Below are 13,114 nucleotides of genomic sequence, written 5' to 3' on the forward strand. Positions count from 1 at the left end.
CCCCACGAACTACTACACGCCTGTAGAGTCAGCCTCCACGCCCACCCAGGAGGGGGAGACATGGCAGAGCATCCCGGGCAGCACACCGCAGCGCCCCGCCCCGCCGCCGCACCCGGCTGGCGGCCGCCGGAGCACGAGGTCGAGCCGGCCTACCAGCCGGTCCAGATCACCCGGGCGGACGGCAGCTGGGCGGTGGGCCGGATCAACGCCTGGTGGCGCCCGGCCGGCGCCCCGCCCTGGTGCCGCGTCCGTGCGATGGGACGCGGCGAGACCCCCGCCTGGATGCCGTTCGACCCCGAACGCCTGCTGCTGCTCCCGGCCACGGGGATCTGACCGCTCACCCCGGGGCCGCGGAAGGCTGCCGGCGCAGCAGGACCGCCACCTCACGGTCAGTCACGTCCCGGAAGTCGCCGTACCAAGGGCCCACCGCGTGCAGATAGGTCTTCTCGCGCAGGCAGAGCAGGGCGTCGACGACCCGGCGCAGCACCGCCGCCGAGCGGGCGTCGCACACCGGCGCGGCCAGCACCAGCCGGTCCGGGCCGCCGCCGCGCACCGCCCGCACCGCGGCCGGGGTGACCGGGCCGTGCACGACGCCGTCGGTGACCAGCACGACCGTCCGCCCGTCCACCGGCAACGCCGGTCTGCGGTCCCGGTACAGCTTCTCCAGCCGGTGCAGTTCCGCCCGCTGGTGGGCCACCTCGGCGTCGAGGTCCTCCTCGCGCAGCCCGAGTTCGCGCATCAGCCGGCGGTTCAGCACCGGCGGGCACTCGTCGGCCAGCGCGCCGAGCGGGGTGCCGTTGCCGGGCGCGTTGAGCGGGCGGGCCACCACCACGTCCAGCGGGGCCGCCAGCGCCCGCGCGACCTCGGCCGCCACCGCGACACCGCCCGGGGCCAGCCCGACGACGACGGGCCGCTCCCCCGCGCGGGCGCCCAGGTACGCACTCGTCCGCCGGGCCAGCCTGCGCCCGGCGTCCGTGCGGTCGGCGAACAGCGCGGTCACGTCCTTCCTCCTCGCCGGTCGGCGCCCCTGTCGTGCGCCTACCCGGCGCGCCGGCCACCACACACCGTTGCCACGGCCGCCACGCCCGCCTACGCAAGCACGACACGGGCCCCACGCCACCGAGCACCCGCCGCCAGCCCCACCACCCTGCGCATGCCCCGGCCCAGCGGGGCGGGCAGCGCGGGGCCGCCACGCCACTGAGCACCTGCTCCGGCCCGACAGGGCGGACGGCCGCCCCACACCACTGCCACGCCCGCCCACGCAGGAGCGACACGGGGCCGCCTCACCGCCAAGCACCTCTCCGGCCAGCAGGGCGGGCCGCCACACACCGCTACCACGGTCGTCACGCCCGCCTACGCAGGAGCGACACGGGCCCCACGCCACTGAGCACCCGCTGCCTACCTGCACTTGCCCCGGCCCGACCCTGCGGGCGGCCACCACGCACCACTGCCACGCCCGCCCACACAGGGCGGGCACGGGACCGCCGCCCCGCCAAGCACCTGCTCCGCCCCACCAAGGCGAGCCGCCACACACCGCTACCACGGCCGCCGCCTGCCCGCGCAGGAGCCACACGGGGCCACCTCCCCGCCAAGCACCCGCCGCCGGCCCCGCCGACCTGCACCTGCTCCGCCCAGCGGGGGGGCCGCCACGCCCGCCCACGCAGGAGCCACACGGGGCGCCCACGCCACCGCGCACCCGCCGTCGGCCCGGCCGCCTGCACCGGCCCGACCGGGCGGGCGGCCCCGGGCGGGTCGGGAGCGACGACGATCGTGGCGGCGGCGGCCCACCGATGTCCGCGAGGCCGCGGCGGCCAGGGGCGGGCCTCGCGTCCTCGGGTGCCCGGAGTGGTGGCGCGGTGGCCGCGAGCCCGGGCGGCGTCGGGGACGAGCGCCGGGGCGGCCGTCTCCCGGCCGGACCGCGGGCGCGGGGACCCCGCCGCACCGGCCTTCCGCTACCCCAGACGGCGGGCGAAGAAGGCTCCCACGCCGCGCCGGACCCGGGCGAGCGCCGCCACCGGGTCGCCGGTGCCGACGAGGGCGTCACGGGTCGCCACCGTGACCAGGCCGGCGGCCCGCAGTCCCGCGACGAGGGGGCCGTAGTCGGTGAACGCCCAGTGGTTCGCGGCGGCGAGCAGCGCCCGCCGGCCGGGGAGGCCCGCCCAGGAGGCCTCGATCCGGGCGGCGCCCTCGAAGAGCTCGCTGCGGAACAGCAGCAGCGGCCGGTCGGCGCCGGCCGCTGCCGGGTCCAGGTCGAGGTAGCCCTCCAGGTTCGCCACCGCGCCGACCCGGTGGTCGCCGCGGGCCGCGTGGACCACCGCCGTGCCGCCGGCGGAGTGCCCGTACAGACCGATCCGGCCGAGGTCCATGACCGGGGCGAGCGGCAGGGTGCCGAGCCGGTCCAGGACCAGCCGCAGGTCCGCGATCCGCGTGTCCGTCATCGTGCGGAAGGTCGCCGGATCCGGGGGTCCGGTGAGGACGGTCGTCCGCAGACCGCTCGGCAGCTCCACCTGGGTGGCGTCCCCGGGGTGGTCGACGAGGACGACCACCCGGCCGTGGCTCGCGAGGTCCTCGGCGAGGCCCGTGCCGAGCGTGCGGGAGTCACCGCCGCCCGGCGAGTACACCAGCACCGGCCGGCGACCGGGCAGCGGCGGCGCGCCCGGGTAGCCGTGGGTGAGGACCGCGCCCCAGTCCACCGCCCCCGGCCCCGGCAGCCCCGGGTGGACGAGCGGCGCGTAGCCGGCGAACTCCCGGGCCTCGGCCGGGGTGAGCTGAGGGGCCCGCGGGAGGCCGCGCACCGAGCGGGCCGGGTACAGGACGGTCAGCATCACCTCGCGGGGGCCGCCCACCCACGGGTCGGTGCGGGCCGGATCCGTCAGCGGGAGCGTCCGCAGGCCCACGGGGTGCGGCCCGCCGGGTGCGGGCAGCCGCAGCACCGGCCCGCCGCCGGGGGCCGTGGCGGACGCGGCGGCCGTGGCGGCCGTGGGCAGCAGGGCGGCGGCGGTGCCGCCTAGGGTGGCTTTCAGAAGAGTGCGTCGGGACGTCATGCGGACATCCTCGGGACGGGACCGTCACGGCGCGAAGGTTCAGGCCCTGGCCGAAAGGCCGGTGCGGAACGGGGGGTCGGGGGAGCCATGGCAGTGCTGCGCGTCCACTTCACCGCGACGGACTTCGCCCGGCTCCGCTTCGCAGCCCGCCCGGCGCCGCTCCAGGAGCTGCACGCGGCCCTGGCGACGGCGGTGGATCCGCGCGGCGGGCCGCTGTTCGCCCCGTGGCGCGGCCGGGTCCTGCGTTCCCTTCCGGCCGCCGCCGGCCCGCTCGCCGACCTGGTTCCCGGGGGCCGCCCGCCGTCCTTCCTGGACGTGCTCGGCGACACCCTGGCGGACGGCTTCGAGCGGATCCGCGCCACCGCCCCCGGCATCGTGCGCGCCGAACTGGAGCGCGTCCACGGGGCGTTGCCCGCGCCGCGCTGGATCCACGGCCTGCACGAGGGCGACGGGGCGGCCTGGCGCACCCTGCGCCGGGCCCAGCAGGCCGCGTTCGACACGGTCCTCGCCCCGGTCTGGCCCGCCGTCCAGGACCTGCACCGCGAGGAGTTCGCCCGCTACGCCCTGGCCGCCGCCGAGCACGGCGCGGCCGCCGCGCTGACCGGCCTGGCCCCGGGCAGCCGGCTGCACGGGGGCGTGTGGGAGTGGCCCGGCGCGGGACCGGCCCGGGACGTCGTCCTCGGCGGGCGCGGTCTGGTGCTGCTGCCGACCTTCCACCACCCGGGAGGCCCCCTCCTCCAGGACGCTCCGGGCCGTCCCGCCGTCCTCACCTACCCCGCCGGTCCCGGGCTGCCGCCCGCCGCCGGGCGCCCGGAGGATCCCTCCGAGGCCCTGGCCGCCGTCCTGGGCCGCACCCGCCTGGACGCCCTGCGCCTGCTCGCCGAGCCCCGGAGCACGACGGGCCTGGCCCGCGCCCTGCGCGTCAGCAACGCGACGGCCTCCGCCCACGCGGCGGCGCTCAGGGCGGCGGGCCTGGCGACGACGGCCCGCACCGGCCGCTCGGTCACCCACCGGCGCACGGCCCTCGGCACGCTGGTCGCGGGCGGCGGGCCGCCCTACGGCGCGCCGTAGGGGCTCGGCACGCTGGACGCCGACGGCCCCGGCCCGTCGGCCGACGGGTGGGCCGCCGTGGACAGCACCCTCAGCATCAGCTCGCCGTAGGTCAGACCGGCGGCGCCCGCCGCGGTGGCGAAGCTCGCCGTCTCCCGCAGCGCGGGCAGCGCGTTGACTTCGAGCCAGTACGCCCGACCGTCCGGCGTCAGGACGAAGTCGCTGCGGGAGTACCCGCGGCAGCCCAGGACGCGATGGGCCGTCACGGCCGCCCGTGCCAGCCGGCCGGCGGCACCGGCCGGGACGTCGGCCGGGCAGAGGCGGGTGACGCCGAGCGCGTGCTTGGCGTCGTGGTCGAAGAACTCCCGCCCCGAATCGATCTCCAGCACCGGTAAGGCGGCGCACGTACCGTCGGCGTCCTGGAGCACCCCCACGGTGACGGACCTTCCGACGACGAACGGCTCGACGAAGACCCTGCGGCCCACCGCCCGGTGCCGGGCGAGGGTGCCCGCCAGCTCCTCGGGGGTGCGCGCCACGGAGATGCCGGCGGAGCACCCCTCCGCTTCGGGCTTGACGATGGCCGGCAGACCGACGCGGTCCACGGCCCGCCGGGCCCCGTCCGCCCGGGCGCCGTCCAGTTCCGTCCCCCGGACCTGCGCCAGGACGTCGACCCCGGCCGCCGCCACGCGTTCCTTGGCACTGGGCTTGTGCATCGACCGGACGCTCGCGGCGACCCCGGAGCCGGTGTACGGGATGCCCAGGGCCTCCAGCACCCCCTGCAGCGTCCCGTGCTCCGCGTAGTCGTCGGCCAGGCCGAGGAAGGCGACGTCCACGCCCCGGATCCGGTCGACGGTGCGGGGATCGCCGGCCTCGACCACCCGGACCGTGTGGCCCTCGGCCCTGAACACGTCCGCGGTGACCGCGGCCGACCGTGCCAGCGCCGCGCGCCGGCCGGGCTGCTCGCCGCCGACGATGATCCCGATCTCGGCCATGTTCGTCCTCTCGGTGCGCGGCGGGAGAGTTGCACGGGACGCGCGGGGACCGGCGGTGCGCCGTCGGTCACGTTCGGTGTCCCCGCTGTCGCTGGAGCAGTACCCCCCGGACCCGGGCCCTACTCCAGGCGCGGTCCGCCGCCGGCTCCCACCGCTCCACGGGCCGTGTCACAGATCGCGGCCGGCATCCGTCCTCCGTACGGCTTCGCGTTGTCCGACCAGAGGAGGATCCCGTGTCCACGTCCCCCGCCCCCGCCCATGCGGCGACGCTGCGACGGCTGCACGACGCCGTCAACTCCGGTGACCCGGAGCTGGTCGCGGCGACGATCGACGAGGTCGCCGCACCGGACGTGCTGATCCGCACGCCGCTGCCGCTCGACGCCACGGGGGTGCAGGCGCTGAAGCAGGTGTTCACCACGCTCCTGCGGGCCTTCCCGGACCTGCGCGTCACGGCGGAGGACGTGATCGTGCAGGGGGACAAGGTGGTCAGCCGCAACACCGTCACCGGCACCAACCTCGGCGCGTACCTGGGCCGTCCGCCAACCGGGCGCGCGGTCCGCTACGAGGAGATCTTCGTCTTCCGCTTCGCCGACGGCCGGATCGCCGAGACCTGGGGCGTCGTCGACCTCCTCACCCAGCTCCGCCAGCTCGGCGTCCTGCCGTCCTGACGGGGAGCCGGGGCGCCGGGTCCGCGGGCCGGGAGCCCCGCTTGCGGACAACGGGGCCGGGGGGTGGACACGGATCGTTCGGGGCCGGAATCCTTCCTGTAGTCCACCCCGGTCCCCCCGGGCCGCCCGACGACGTACGGAGCCCGTGTGCAGGCAACGCCCGCCGATCCGAGCACGCCCGACGCCTTCCTCACCCCCGTCGAGCACCTCTTCGTCCGGAACCACCTCGCACCGCCACCCGAACTGGACGCCTCCGCCTGGACGTTGACGGTCGAGGGCCTGGTCGGGCGACCGCTCTGGCTGGACCTGCCGGCGCTGCGCGGACTGCCGCGGACACGACTGACCGCCGTCCACGAGTGCTTCGGCAGCCCGTCGCGCCCCGACGTCCCCACCCGCGCCGTGGCCAACCTGGAGTGGTCCGGCGTCGCGCTCCACCACGTCCTGGCCCTCGCGGCCCCGCGTCCGCAGGCCCGGCACGTCTGGTTCGAGGGCGCCGACCGGGGCTCGTTCGCGGGCGAGAGCGGGCTGGCCTACCTGAAGGACCTCCCGCTCGACCGGGCCCGCGAGGAGGTGCTGCTGGCCGACACCGTCAACGGCGCACCGCTGCCGCACCGGCACGGCTTCCCGGTGCGCGCGGTGGCGCCCCGGATGTTCGCCACCAACTCGGTCAAGTGGCTGACCCGCGTGGTGCTCTCCGAGCACCGGCCCGAGCACCTGTTCACCACCCGTCTGTACACCCGCGTCCCGCCGGGCGGCGGCGCCCCGCAGCCGGTCCGGGACGTCGACGTCAACAGCAAGCTGCTCGGCCCGCGCGACGGCGGGCGGGTGCCGGCCGGGCCGCACGAGGTGACGGGCCGGGCGTGGAGCTTCACGCCGGTGGTCTCGGTGGAGGTCGCCGTCGACGACGGCGGCTGGCGGCCCGCCGCCCTCCAGCCGCGCGGCCCGCACCCCGTCTGGCAGCGCTTCGCCCTCCCCTGCCGCCTCGCCCCCGGCCCGCACCGGATCCGCTGCCGCGCCACCGACGCGCGCGGTCGCGTCCAGCCGCCCGGCGGCGCCCGGAACGCCGTCCACACGGTGGAGGTGCTGGCCGTCTGAGCACGGCGGTCGCGCTACCGCCGCTGCTCCACGACGGCGATGCCGAGGCCAGGTCGCACAGGAGCGGACTCGTCGGCATCCCCGTGCCCGCCCAACGGGCGGAGGCGGCTACGCCGTTCCCTCCGGGGCGTCCTGAACCGCGGCGAGGTCCTCCCGGGCGGCGCGGGTGTCGGGGTGGTTCTCACCCAACTGCTCGCGCAGGATACCGAGGACGGCCTCGTACTCGGCCCTGGCCGCCTGACTCTCCCCCAGGCCGAGGAGCACCAGAGCGAGGGTGCGGCGGGCGGGGACGCCGTCCAGGTGGGTGTCACCCCATCGCTCGCGCTCAAGAGCGACCACCCTGTCCACCTGGGCCCGGGCCGCCTCAAGGTCCCCCATCGTGAGGAGCACCACGGCAAGATTGTGCCGCGTGAGGAGGGTTTCGGGGTCGGCCTCGCCCATCCGGGCCCTCTGGAGGGCGAGAGCCGCCGCGAACTCACCTCTGGAAGCTTCCAGCTCTCCCAGGTCGTAGAAGAGTCGAGCGATGGCGCCGTGGGTGACCGAGGCCTCGGGAAAGCCCTTGTCGAGCTGGCCCCGCCGGACGTCGAGAAGGGCCTCGAACTCCACCCGGGCCGCCTCCGGTTCCCCCTGGTCCCGGAGGATCTGGGCGATGTCGCGCCGGACGGTGAGGGCGAACTGGGAGTCGTCGCCCACGGCGTCCCGCAGGAGGGCGAGGAGGGTCTCGAACTCTGCCCGCGCGGCGTCCAGCTCTCCCGCCTCCCACAGCACCAGGGCCAGGGAGTGACGGGTGTTCAGGGTGAGCAGCTGCTCGGCGTCGCCCATCCCGGGCAGGACCGCGAGAACCCCCTCCAGCTCCGCCCGGGCCGCGTCGAAATCGCCCAGGTCCCGCAGGACCCGGGCGAGTCGGCGCCGGTTGACGAGCAGTTCGTAGCGCGTGTCGTCCACCCGCTCGCGTTCGAGGGCAACGATCGTCTCGAACACGACGCGGGCATGGGTGAGGAGCCCTCCGACCCGGAGGTGCCGGGCCGCCAGACCGACGGCCTCGATGACGTCCAGAAGCTCCTCGTCGTCGAGGGACGCGGTGTCGGCCCGGTGGAAGCCGTCCAGGAGGTGCGGCGCGAGAAGCCGCCACACGCACCAGAACTCGAACTCCTCCGGCACACCGGTCTCCTCTGCGAGGGCCGTCGCCACCAGCAGGCGCAGCGCGGTGCGTCCGGCCCCGGCCGTGCGCGAGGCGTCGCGGACGAGGGGGTGCATGCGCAGCACGGGGAGCGTGCCGGGGGCGGGGTCGGGGAGGTCGATCAGGCCGAGGGCGGCGAGGGCGGTGAGGTGCTGCCACAGGGCCGGGCCGTCGAGGGCGGCGAGCGGGCCCGCGTCGGCGAGGCGGCCGGGGGCCAGCAGGAGGGCGTACGGGAGGTCCGCGTCGGCGAAGGAGGCGAGCAGCTCCAGCAGGGCCCGGGCGTGGGCGTGGCCGCGCTGTTCGAGCAGGTCGAGGGACATCGCCCAGGTCCGGGGCAGCACGTGCGCGGGGTCCAGACCCTGCGGGCCGTCCTCCCATGTCTGCCGGTAGTCGGCGTACGTGGTCGGGGTGCCGGGTGCCCGGAACGGGGCCGGGGTCCGGCCCGCCTCGGTGAGGTAGGTGCCGGCCAGCCGCAGGGCGAGCGGCAGGCCGCCGAGGCGGGCGGCGAGGGCGTGCGCCTCGGCCTCGGTGCCGGCGGTGTCCGGGGCGTGGTCGCGCAGGATGCGGGCGGCGGCGTCGAGGCGCTCGCCGGTCAGCGGTTGCAGGGGGTGCAGCCGGGCCGCCGGCCCCCAGGTGGCGGGGGTGCTCTCGCGGGTGGTGACCAGGACGGTGCCGGCTCCGGTGGCGGGGCGGATCCAGCCGGTGCCGGCGTTCAACGCGCCCGGACCGTCGAGCAGGGCGGGGTCGTCCGCGTTGTCGACGACCAGCAGCCAGGGCGCGTCCAGCCGGTCCAGGTGGGACCAAAGGACGTCGGCGGTGTCCCCGCGCTCCAGTTCCTCCGCGGCGGCGCCCGCCTGACGGGCGACGGCACGCAGCGCGGCCTCCAGGGCCGGCCCGTTGCGGGCCTCGACCCACCACACCCGGCAGCCGGCCCCGGTGCGGCGGGCGGCGAGTTCCAGCGCGAGGGCGGTCTTGCCGCAACCGCCCATCCCGCACAGCACCGACAGCCGGTCCCCGGCCGGGGCGGCGGCCTCCAGCCGGGCCAGGACGTCGGCGCGGCCGCGCAGCGGGCGGGCGGCGTCCCGCAGGCCGAGCGGCGGCGCCACCGTCACCGGAACGGCGGGCTCGACGGGGTCCGCGGCCCGCAGGACGATGTCGGCGCGCCCGGCCTGGACGACGCTGCCGTGCACCGTGCTGTCCGTCAGCCGGTTGTGCACCCGGGTGCGGGCCTCGTCCGCGCCCCCGAATTCCCCGCCCACCCGCGTCGCCCCCGCAGCTCTGTGCCTCCGTCACCCCCATTCTCGCCCACGGCGGCACGACCGGCGCGGGCGGGGGGACGGGGGGACGGGGGGACGGGGGCGGGGACGTCTACAGCTCCGCTAGAGCTCCGCCCGGTAGGCCTCCAGCCGCTCGGCGAGTTCCTCCGGGTGGCCGAGCATGGGGAGGTGGTCGCCCGGCATCTCGTCCGGCCGGAAGCCGAGCCGTTCCTCGACGTGGCGCCGCAGGAAGGCGGGCGGGAAGAAGCGGTCCCCGGCGGCCAGCAGGAACCTGGTCGGCACCCGCGGCCAGGCCTTCAGCGGCCAGGGCGTCCCGAACGGGGCCGCCGACTGCCGCCGCTGGTGGTCGGCGAGGAGTTCGTCGGCCGCCGCGGCCGGGGTGTCGTGCAGGAACAGTGCGCGCTCGTCCTCCTCCGCGTCCTCCGTCACGCCCCTGTCGAGGTCGGCCGCGCGGCGGGCCGGCCAGTACCCGGTGTTCTCCCACCACGCGCCCGGGGTCTCCGCCGGGGCCGGCACCTGGGCCTGGAGCATGACCAGCAGGTCCACCGGAAGCCGCTCGCACACCAGCGGCCCGGTGAAACCGCCGAAGGAGTGGGCGACGACCACGAGCGGGCCCTGCGGCTCGCCGCCCGCCGCCACCGCGGCCACCACCGCATCGGCGTACTCGGCGAGCCCGGCCGTGTCGTCCTCGCAGGGCAGGTCCGGTGCGACCACCCGGTGGCCGCGCCTGCGCAACCCGGCCGCCAGCGGACGCCAGTACCAGGCGTCGGCGGCCGCGCCGTGGATCAGAACGTATGTCGCCACGGATCACTCCCCGTCCGGACCGGACCCTTCCGGTCCCCGCCCGCGAGCCTACCGAACGGCGGGCGCCCGGGGGGCGCACGGATGCTGACGCCACGTCACCGATGCGCCGGGGAAACGGCGTTCACGCCCCATTCCCGCCGGGCGGCGGCGCGGGCGGGGTTAGCCTGGGCCCATGGTTGCCAACGCCAACGAAGAAGTAGCCCGGGGCGGCGCGGAGTTCGTCAGCGGTCCCGAGCTGATCCTCCGGTCCCTCGCGTCCGGACCCGACCGGCAGGCCCTGGTCACCGCCGACGGCGCCGGGATCCCCGCCGGCGCGTTCGCCGCCGCCACCTACCGCCTCGCCCACGAGCTGATCGCCCGGGGCGCCGCCCGCGGCACCACCGTCACCCTGCTGACCGGCAACACCCCCGAGGCCCTCAGCGCCCGGTACGCGGCCGGTCTCGCCGGCGCCCGGGTGGTGACCCTGTACGACGGCATGAGCGCACCGGTCCTGGCCGACATCACCGCGAGCGTCGACACCACCGTCCTGCTCGTGGACGCCGAACGGTACGCCACGGCCGCCCGGCTGCTCCCGCTGATCGACGTGCCCACCGTGCTCACGCTGGGCCCCGGACCCGGCCCCGGCGGCACGGCCGTCGGCGAGGACGTCGTCGCCGCCTCCGCCCACCGCCCCGCCGAGTCGCCGGGCGTCCCGATCGGCCCCGGGGACGACCTCGGCATCCGCCACACCAGCGGCACCACCGGCATCCCGAAGGGCATCCTCAGCCTGCACGGGCCCTACCTGCGCGTCTTCGACGCCCCGCTCGGCAGCGGTGGGCCCGACGCGCCGCCCCGGCTGCTCGTCGCGACCCCGCTCGCCCACCTCGCCGGGGTCCTCGCCGACCTGACCCTCCAGCGCGGCGGCACGGTGGTCCTCCAGCGCGCCTTCGACCCCGGCGCCGTCCTGAAGGCCGTCGAGCGCGAACGCATCACCGACTTCTGGGTGCTGCCGCCGCTCCTCCACCAGCTGCTCGACCACCCGGCGGTCGGCCGCACCGACCTCTCCAGCCTGCGGCAGATCCTCTACGGGGGCAGCGCGGCCTCGCCGGTCCGGATCCGGGAGGCGCTCAAGGTGTTCGGTCCGGTCATGACCGGCATCTACGGGATGTCGGAGGCCCAGCTGGTCTCCGTGTTCACCCCGCAGGAGCACGAACGGCTCGGCCGCGGCGGGCTGGTCCCGGTCGGACGGCCGGTGCCGGGCGTCGAGGTGGCGGTCCGTTCGCCCGACGGCGCCGACCTGCCCGCCGGCCGGGACGGCGAGATCCACCTGCGCTCCGACACCGTCATGGCCGGCTACTGGAAGCGGCCCGACCTCACCGCCGCGGTGCTGCGCGACGGCTGGCTGAACACCGGCGACGTCGGCCACCTCGACGAGGACGGGTACCTCTACCTCTCCGACCGGGTCAAGGACCTGATCATCGTGGTCGGCGGGCACGTCTACCCGTCCGAGGTGGAGGACCTGCTGCTCACCCACCCGGCGGTCGCCCGCTGCGCGGTCTTCGGGGTCCGCGACGAGCAGGAGGCGGAGCACGTCCACGTCGCCGTCGTCCCCGCCCCGGGGCAGCGGCCGCGCCTGGACGACCTCCGCGCCTTCGTCACCGCGCGCAAGGGCCGGATCTACGCCCCCGAGGTGCTCCACCTGGTGGAGGAGATCCCGCTGACGCCCGTCGGCAAGCCGGACAAGAAGCGGCTGCGCCGGGCCGCCACCGGCTGACGGCCGGCCACCGCCGGGGCCGGGCTCACGCCCAGAGGTGGTCGCCCAGGGCGGTGCCCTCCGGGGCGCCGGGGAGGACGTAGGCGACGGCGGAGGCGGTGTGTTCGAGGAAGGGGTTGAGCGCGTCGCGCTCGGCGAGGCGGTTCTGGACGCGGGTGAACTGGCCCGGGTCGCGCATGAAGGCGCAGAACAGCAGGCCGCGGTCGCCGGGCGCGTCGTCGTAGCTGTAGCCGCGGCGCAGCATCCGGGCGCCGCCGTCGAGGCGGGGGCCGGTGAGGCGGACGTGGGAGGTGGTCGGGATGACGTAGGCGCCGTCGGGGTGCTTGGCGTAGAGGTCCGGTTCGTCGTGCTCGGCGGTGCCGGTCAGCGGGGCGCCGTCGCCGGCGCGCCGGCCCATGGCGAGGTCCTGCTGCTCCCCGGGGAGGGCGGCGAAGGCGGCGGTGTCCATCCGGATCCGCCGGTAGACGAGCACGGTGGCGTCCTGGTGCGGGCCGGGCGGGCCCCAGACCCACTGCCGGGCGGCGTCCTCGTCGGGGTTGGCGGTGCCGTCCTTGAAGCCGAACAGGTTGCGGGGGGTGACGCCCGGCGCGGTCGGGGGCAGGAAGCCGGACTGCGCCCAGCGGGGCGCGGCGCCCGCGCCGTGGGCGGCCGTGGCGGCGAGTTCGGCGAGGACGGCGAGGGTCCAGGGGTCGGCGGCGCCCAGCTGGAGCAGCAGGTCGCCGCCGCCGCGGGCCGGGTCGAGGCGCTCGCCGGGGAACGGCGGCAGTTCGGCGAAGCCGGCGGGGACGGTGAGGGCGAGCCGGGCGGCGAGGCCGGGGCCGAGGCCGACCAGCGAGGTGAACCGGGCCTGGGCGCCGTCGGCCCGCAGGCGCGGGTCGGGCGACGGTCCGGCCGCCGCGGCCAGGGTGCGGGTCCAGGCGGTGAGCAGGGTGCGCAGGGTCTCGCGGCCGTCGGCGGCGGTGGCCTGCGGGAGGTCGAAGGCGAGCAGCCTGGTGGCGGGCAGCTGAGGTGCGGTCAGTCCGGACTGCCGGGCGCCGTGGAAGGGGATCGGCGCGGCGGGCGGCGGCGCGCCGGGGGTGGTGGCGCGACCCGGCGCGCGCTCGTGCTCGACCAGTTCACCGACCGCCGCGCCGACGCCCGCGGCGAGCACCGCCCCGGCCGCCAGCAGCGCCCGCCGGCGCCCGACGCCGGCGGCGGCGGGAAGGTCCGAGGACGACGCGTTTTCCGGTTCGGTGGGCATGCGCCCTATTG

Annotated in this window: 11 protein-coding genes; 5 read left to right on the top strand and 6 right to left on the bottom strand. The window is 77.2% G+C overall.

Translation table 11 applies throughout. From position 1 onward, the window contains the following. Positions 1-60: 60 nt before the first annotated feature. The gene (locus ACF1AK_RS21130; protein WP_391500342.1) at positions 61-333 is read left to right on the top strand and encodes a hypothetical protein; all 273 of its coding nucleotides are present in this window, start codon (positions 61-63) and stop codon (positions 331-333) included. A gap of 4 nt (positions 334-337) precedes the next feature. Here the strand turns inward: ACF1AK_RS21130 and ACF1AK_RS21135 are convergent, their stop codons facing one another. Together ACF1AK_RS21135 and ACF1AK_RS21140 are read right to left on the bottom strand one after the other, a co-directional pair. Further along, positions 338-1,000 (bottom strand): phosphoribosyltransferase, encoded by a 663-nt coding sequence (locus tag ACF1AK_RS21135; RefSeq protein ID WP_391500343.1) that lies wholly within the window; start codon positions 998-1,000, stop codon positions 338-340. Positions 1,001-1,952: 952 nt separating this feature from the next. Then, on the bottom strand, positions 1,953-3,044 hold the full coding sequence (locus ACF1AK_RS21140) for an alpha/beta hydrolase family protein (protein WP_391500344.1): 1,092 nt from the start codon (positions 3,042-3,044) through the stop codon (positions 1,953-1,955). A 93-nt stretch (positions 3,045-3,137) separates the two neighbouring features. Here ACF1AK_RS21140 and ACF1AK_RS21145 point away from each other — a divergent pair, with 93 nt between their 5' ends. Further along, the gene (locus ACF1AK_RS21145) at positions 3,138-4,115 is read left to right on the top strand and encodes an ArsR family transcriptional regulator (protein WP_391500388.1); all 978 of its coding nucleotides are present in this window, start codon (positions 3,138-3,140) and stop codon (positions 4,113-4,115) included. On the opposite strand, the gene ACF1AK_RS21150 is transcribed toward ACF1AK_RS21145, so the two are convergent. Continuing rightward, entirely contained in the window at positions 4,100-5,086 is a 987-nt protein-coding gene (locus ACF1AK_RS21150; protein ID WP_391500345.1) for a hypothetical protein, read from the bottom strand. The genes ACF1AK_RS21145 and ACF1AK_RS21150 overlap by 16 nt on opposite strands. Positions 5,087-5,319: 233 nt before the next feature. On the opposite strand from ACF1AK_RS21150, the gene ACF1AK_RS21155 reads away from it, so the two are divergent. Together ACF1AK_RS21155 and ACF1AK_RS21160 are read left to right on the top strand one after the other, a co-directional pair. Beyond that, positions 5,320-5,754, top strand: coding sequence for an ester cyclase (locus tag ACF1AK_RS21155; protein WP_391500346.1), 435 nt, complete (start codon positions 5,320-5,322; stop codon positions 5,752-5,754). Between the two features lie 147 nt (positions 5,755-5,901). After that, complete coding sequence (locus tag ACF1AK_RS21160) at positions 5,902-6,849, top strand: molybdopterin-dependent oxidoreductase (RefSeq protein ID WP_391500347.1); 948 nt, start codon at positions 5,902-5,904, stop codon at positions 6,847-6,849. Between the two features lie 108 nt (positions 6,850-6,957). Here the strand turns inward: ACF1AK_RS21160 and ACF1AK_RS21165 are convergent, their stop codons facing one another. Then, a complete protein-coding gene (locus ACF1AK_RS21165; RefSeq protein ID WP_391500348.1) occupies positions 6,958-9,288 on the bottom strand; it encodes a tetratricopeptide repeat protein in 2,331 nt (776 codons plus the stop codon). A 120-nt stretch (positions 9,289-9,408) separates the two neighbouring features. Continuing rightward, positions 9,409-10,110, bottom strand: a complete 702-nt coding sequence (locus ACF1AK_RS21170) for an alpha/beta fold hydrolase (protein ID WP_391500349.1) — start codon at positions 10,108-10,110, stop codon at positions 9,409-9,411. Between the two features lie 172 nt (positions 10,111-10,282). Between ACF1AK_RS21170 and ACF1AK_RS21175 the strand changes: the two genes are divergently transcribed. Continuing rightward, positions 10,283-11,863, top strand: coding sequence for an AMP-binding protein (locus ACF1AK_RS21175; protein ID WP_391500350.1), 1,581 nt, complete (start codon positions 10,283-10,285; stop codon positions 11,861-11,863). Between the two features lie 25 nt (positions 11,864-11,888). Here the strand turns inward: ACF1AK_RS21175 and ACF1AK_RS21180 are convergent, their stop codons facing one another. Beyond that, positions 11,889-13,103, bottom strand: coding sequence for a Dyp-type peroxidase (locus ACF1AK_RS21180; RefSeq protein ID WP_391500351.1), 1,215 nt, complete (start codon positions 13,101-13,103; stop codon positions 11,889-11,891). Positions 13,104-13,114 lie beyond the last annotated feature (11 nt).

The organism is Kitasatospora sp. NPDC015120 (assembly GCF_043080305.1).
Lineage (GTDB): Bacteria > Actinomycetota > Actinomycetes > Streptomycetales > Streptomycetaceae > Kitasatospora.

What these genes read in the sequence shown, in the direction of transcription:
- ACF1AK_RS21180 (WP_391500351.1), bottom strand. Translation starts at nt 13,103, where the DNA reads ATGCCCACCGAACCGGAAAACGCGTCGTCCTCGGACCTTCCCGCCGCC.
- ACF1AK_RS21175 (WP_391500350.1), top strand. Translation starts at nt 10,283, where the DNA reads ATGGTTGCCAACGCCAACGAAGAAGTAGCCCGGGGCGGCGCGGAGTTC.
- ACF1AK_RS21130 (WP_391500342.1), top strand. Translation starts at nt 61, where the DNA reads ATGGCAGAGCATCCCGGGCAGCACACCGCAGCGCCCCGCCCCGCCGCC.
- ACF1AK_RS21150 (WP_391500345.1), bottom strand. Translation starts at nt 5,086, where the DNA reads ATGGCCGAGATCGGGATCATCGTCGGCGGCGAGCAGCCCGGCCGGCGC.
- ACF1AK_RS21140 (WP_391500344.1), bottom strand. Translation starts at nt 3,044, where the DNA reads ATGACGTCCCGACGCACTCTTCTGAAAGCCACCCTAGGCGGCACCGCC.